General features: G+C 71.0%; 2 protein-coding genes. Both read right to left on the bottom strand.

Features of this window, described 5'->3' with window-relative positions; all coding sequences use genetic code 11:
* On the bottom strand, window positions 1–3,451 hold a 3,451-nt coding region (locus tag Q0S71_RS06965; RefSeq protein WP_295993348.1), incomplete at its 3' end, for a PAS domain-containing protein.
* A gap of 158 nt (window positions 3,452–3,609) precedes the next feature.
* A partial coding sequence (locus Q0S71_RS06970) for a phosphotransferase family protein (RefSeq protein WP_295993351.1) occupies window positions 3,610–4,237 on the bottom strand: 628 nt, incomplete at its 5' end.

A 4,237-nucleotide genomic window follows, 5' to 3' on the forward strand; every position in this document is an offset into this window, starting at 1 on the left:
GCGCCGGCGTGGCCGGCTTGGCCAGGAAGCCGGCCGCGCCCATGCTCTCGGCCAGCTGGGCCGGGTCGACGCCGCCGTGGTCGGGCGCCATCAGCAGCACCGGCGGCAGGCGCAGGCCGGCCTCGCCGCGCGCCAGCACCAGCAGGGCCGGGCCGTCCAGGCGCGGCATGGCGCTGTCGAGCAGCATCAGGTCGTAGCGGCCGGCGCCGCTGTGCAGGCGCAGCAGTTCCAGCGCCGCGGCGCCGTCGGCGGCGCAGTCGGCCTGCCAGCCCAGGCCGACGCAGGCCGCGTGCAGCGCCGCGCGCACGCTGGCATTGTCGTCGACGATCAGCAGCACCAGCGGCGCGGCCGCGGCGCCGGACGGGCGCGGGCCGGCGTCGCCGCCGGCGGCGCGCGCAAAGCGGCAACTGAAACTGAAGGTGGAACCCTGGCCCGGCACGCTGCGCACGGCGATGGCGCCGCCCATCAGGGCCACCAGGCGGCGGCTGATCGCCAGGCCCAGGCCGTTGCCGCCGTACTGGCGGCTGGTGCTGCTGTCGCCCTGGGCGAAGGCGTCGAAGATGGTGTCCAGCTGCTGCTCCGAGATGCCGATGCCGGTGTCGCGCACGGCGAATTCCAGGGTGATGCCGGCGGCGTCGCGCGCGGCCACGGCGACGGCCAGCTCGACTTCGCCGGACGGCGTGAACTTGATGGCGTTGCCGAGCAGGTTGAGCAGCACCTGTTGCAGGCGCATGGCGTCGCCCACCAGTTCCAGCGGCGCGTCGGCGGCGATGGCGTAGAGCGGCTCGACGCCCTTGTCCCAGGCGCTGCCGGCGAGCAGCACGGCGCAGCTGTTGAGGATGTGGTCGAGGTTGAAGCGCGACTGTTCCAGCACCAGCTGGCCGGCCTCGATGCGGGAAAAGGCGAGCACGTCGTTGACGATGGCCAGCAGCGACTGCGTGGCCAGCTGGATCTTGGCCAGGTAGCTGCGTTCGCGCCGTTCCAGCGGCGCGTCTTCGAGCAGGCGGGCCAGGCCGATGATGGCGTTCATGGGGGTGCGGATTTCATGGCTCATATTGGCCACGAACTCGCTCTTGGCGCGGCTGGCCGCCTCGGCCTTGTCGCGGGCCGCGACCAGTTCTTCGTTGAGCCGCTGCAAATGCAATTCCGTCTCCTTCAATTCCGACACGTCCGACACCAGCACGAAGAAACCGCGCACGGCGCCGGCCTCGTCGAAGTCGGGAATATAGTTGATCCAGGTGTAGCTGACGGCGCCGGACGGCCACAGCAGCTCGCCCTCGAAGCCCTGGGCGCGGCCGGCCAGCGCGCCCTCGACGTGGACCGCGTTGGCCGCCATCTGCTCCGGGCCCAGCACGTCGAGCATGGCGCCGCCGAGGATTTGCGCCGTGTTCTTGCCATGCCACTCGAGGAAATAGCGGTTGGCGAAGCGGCAGCGCAGGCCGGCGTCCCAGTAGGCCACCATGCCGGGCAGGTTGTCGGTGATGGTGCGGATGAAGCGCTCGCTCTGCGCCAGGCGCTCGGTGGTGGCCAGCAGCACCTCGTCGGCGCGGATGCGCTCGGTGATGTCGAAGGACATGCCCAGCAGGTGGGTGGCGACGCCGTCCTCGTCGCGCAGCGCCACCTTGCGCGTGGTGAGGTAGCGGGTTTCGCCGTGCGCCGTGGTGATCTGCTCTTGCGCGATTTCGACGATCTCGCCCGAGGCCAGCACGCGGCGGTCGGCCTCGTTGAAGGCGGCGGCCTGCTCGGCCGGCACGAAATCGGCGTCGCTCTTGCCCAGCACGGCGCCGGGCAGCTGGCCCATCAGCTGTTCGGCGTGGCGGTTGAACAGCTCGTAGCGCAAGTCGCCGGAGCGCTTGACGAAGATCATGGCCGGCATGTTTTCGACCACCGACTTGAACAGCTGCTTGGACTGGCGCAGCTCGGCCTGGCCCTGGCGCTGGGCGCTGACGTCGAGCAGCAGGCCGGTGATGGCGCTGAGGCGGCCGTCGGCGTCGAACAGCGGGTGGTAGCTGGCGATCCAGTGCGACAGCTGGCGCGGCGCGGCGGCCGAGCGCCCGCTCAACTCCAGGCCCTGGACTGACAGGCCCGTGTTGAGCACCTGGCGGTAGCCGGCCAGCACGCCGGCGCGCAGCTGGGGGTCGTCGATCAGCTCGCCGATATTGTGGCCCAGGTGGGCCGTCACCGTGCGGCCGTGGATGGCGCCCAGGTAGTCGTTGACGCGCAGCACCCGCAATTCCGTGTCGACCAGGCTCAGGCCGGCTGGCGTGGTGGCATACAGGTGTTCGAGCTGGCTGCGCGACTTTTGCATCTGGCCGGTGCGTTCGGCCACCAGCGTTTCGAGCTGGCCGCGGTGGCCGCGCAGGTCGGCCTGCAAGGCCAGGAAGCCGTCGGCCACCGCCTCGGCCTCGGCGAAACTCATCGCTTCCAGGGCATAGGCCTGGCCGCTGGCCAGGGCCCGCGCCGGCACCGTCAGCGCGCGGATCGAGCGGGCGATGCGTCCGCCCATCCGCCAGGCCAGCGAAAAGCCGGCCAGCAGCACCAGCGCCACCATCGCGGCGATCAGGGAGACCGAGCGCAGCAGCTCCTCCAGCGCCAGCGCCTGCGGCATCGCGATGGTGACGGCGGCGCCGCTGACGGCGGCGCGGCTGTAGCCGAGGAAGATGGGCGTGCCGTCGGCGGCCGTGGTTTCGAGCAGCGCTTCGCCGCGCGCGTGCAGCTCGGCGCGCAGCTGGGCGTCGGCGCCCTGGCCGATGCGCTGCGCCGCGCCGGCGCTGACGGCCACGGCGAGGTCGCCGGCGTCGTAGACGGTGACCGGATAGCGCGCCAGCAAATGCTGTTCGGCGATCAGGCGCGACAGCCGGTCCGGCTTGAAGATGGCGCTGAGCACGTAGCGCAGGCGGCCGTCGATGACGACCGGCACGTCTATCGTCAGCAACGCGGCCGGCATGGATGGCGCGGCTGGGGTGGCCGGTGTCGCCGCTGGTGCCGCCGTGGCGGTGGCGGCCGGGCCGGGCAGCGACGACAGGGCGGCCTTGCCGCTATCGAGCATCGGCTGCCAGCGCGCGCGGTTCAGGCGCGGCGCCGGCGCCGGCGGCACGCCGGGGCCGATGGCCAGCAGGCGGGTGCCGTCGATATCGCTGAGCACGAAGGCGCTGATGGGGAATTGGGGCAGCAGCAGCGTGGCGGCGCGCAGCTGGAAGGTGGCCAGGTCGCCGTTGCGCAGGCTGCCGGCCGTGGCCAGGCCTTCGGCCGCGCTTTCACCCTGGACCAGGTCGCGGTCGACGGCCGCCGCCAGGCCGCGCGCCGATTGCAGCACATCTTCGGTCAGCTGGGTCCGTTCGCGCTGGTAGAACTGCTGCACCAGCGCGCCGAAGCCGATCGCCGTCGGCAGCGCGCACGCCAGCACCAGCAGGGCGATCTGTGAGCGGATGGAGGGCAGTTTCTGGCGCACTGGTAGCGGTTCTGGCACTAGGGATTCCCGGTAATGGCCCTGCGGGCCGCAGACCGATAGTAGACCAGCGCCGCCATTTCAGAAAGCCCGGCAGGTCGCCGAGGGCGGCGCCGGCGGCGCGTTGTGACGCGCCCGCCACAGCCGGCCGGCGGAACGCGTCAGATCGGCTTGCCGCTGGCGTAGCTCCAGCCCAGTTCGGCCATCGGCCGCGCCATCCGGCCCGATTCCAGCGCCTGGGCGCTGGCGGCCGTGCCGTCGGCGTGGCGCTTCATGATGCCTTGCATGATGCTGGTGAGGCGGAACATATTGAAGGCGAGATAGAAATTGAAGTCTTGCAGCCGTATCGTCTTGCCGGTGCGTTCGGCGTAGCGGGCGATGTATTCCTGCTGGGTCGGAATGCCCACGGCCGGCAGGTCGAGGCCGGCGAGGCCGCGGAACTGGCCGGGCGGGATGTGCCAGCTCATGCAGTGGTAAGAAAAGTCGGCGAAGGGATGGCCCAGCGTCGACAGTTCCCAGTCCAGCACGGCGAGGATGCGCGGTTCGGTCGGGTGGAACAGCATGTTGTCGAGCCGGAAGTCGCCGTGCACGATGCAGGCCTTGTCGTCACGCCCGCTGGCCGGGATGTGCGACGGCAACCAGGCCAGAAGCGCGTCCATCTCGGGGATGGGCTGCGTCACCGAGGCCTGGTACTGCTTGCCCCAGCGGCTGATCTGGCGTTCCAGGTAATTGCCGGGTCGGCCGAAGTCGGCCAGGCCGCGCTCCGCGAACGGCACCGAATGCAGATTC

It is taken from the genome of Rugamonas sp. (assembly GCF_025354735.1).
Taxonomy (GTDB): Bacteria; Pseudomonadota; Gammaproteobacteria; order Burkholderiales; family Burkholderiaceae_D; genus Rugamonas.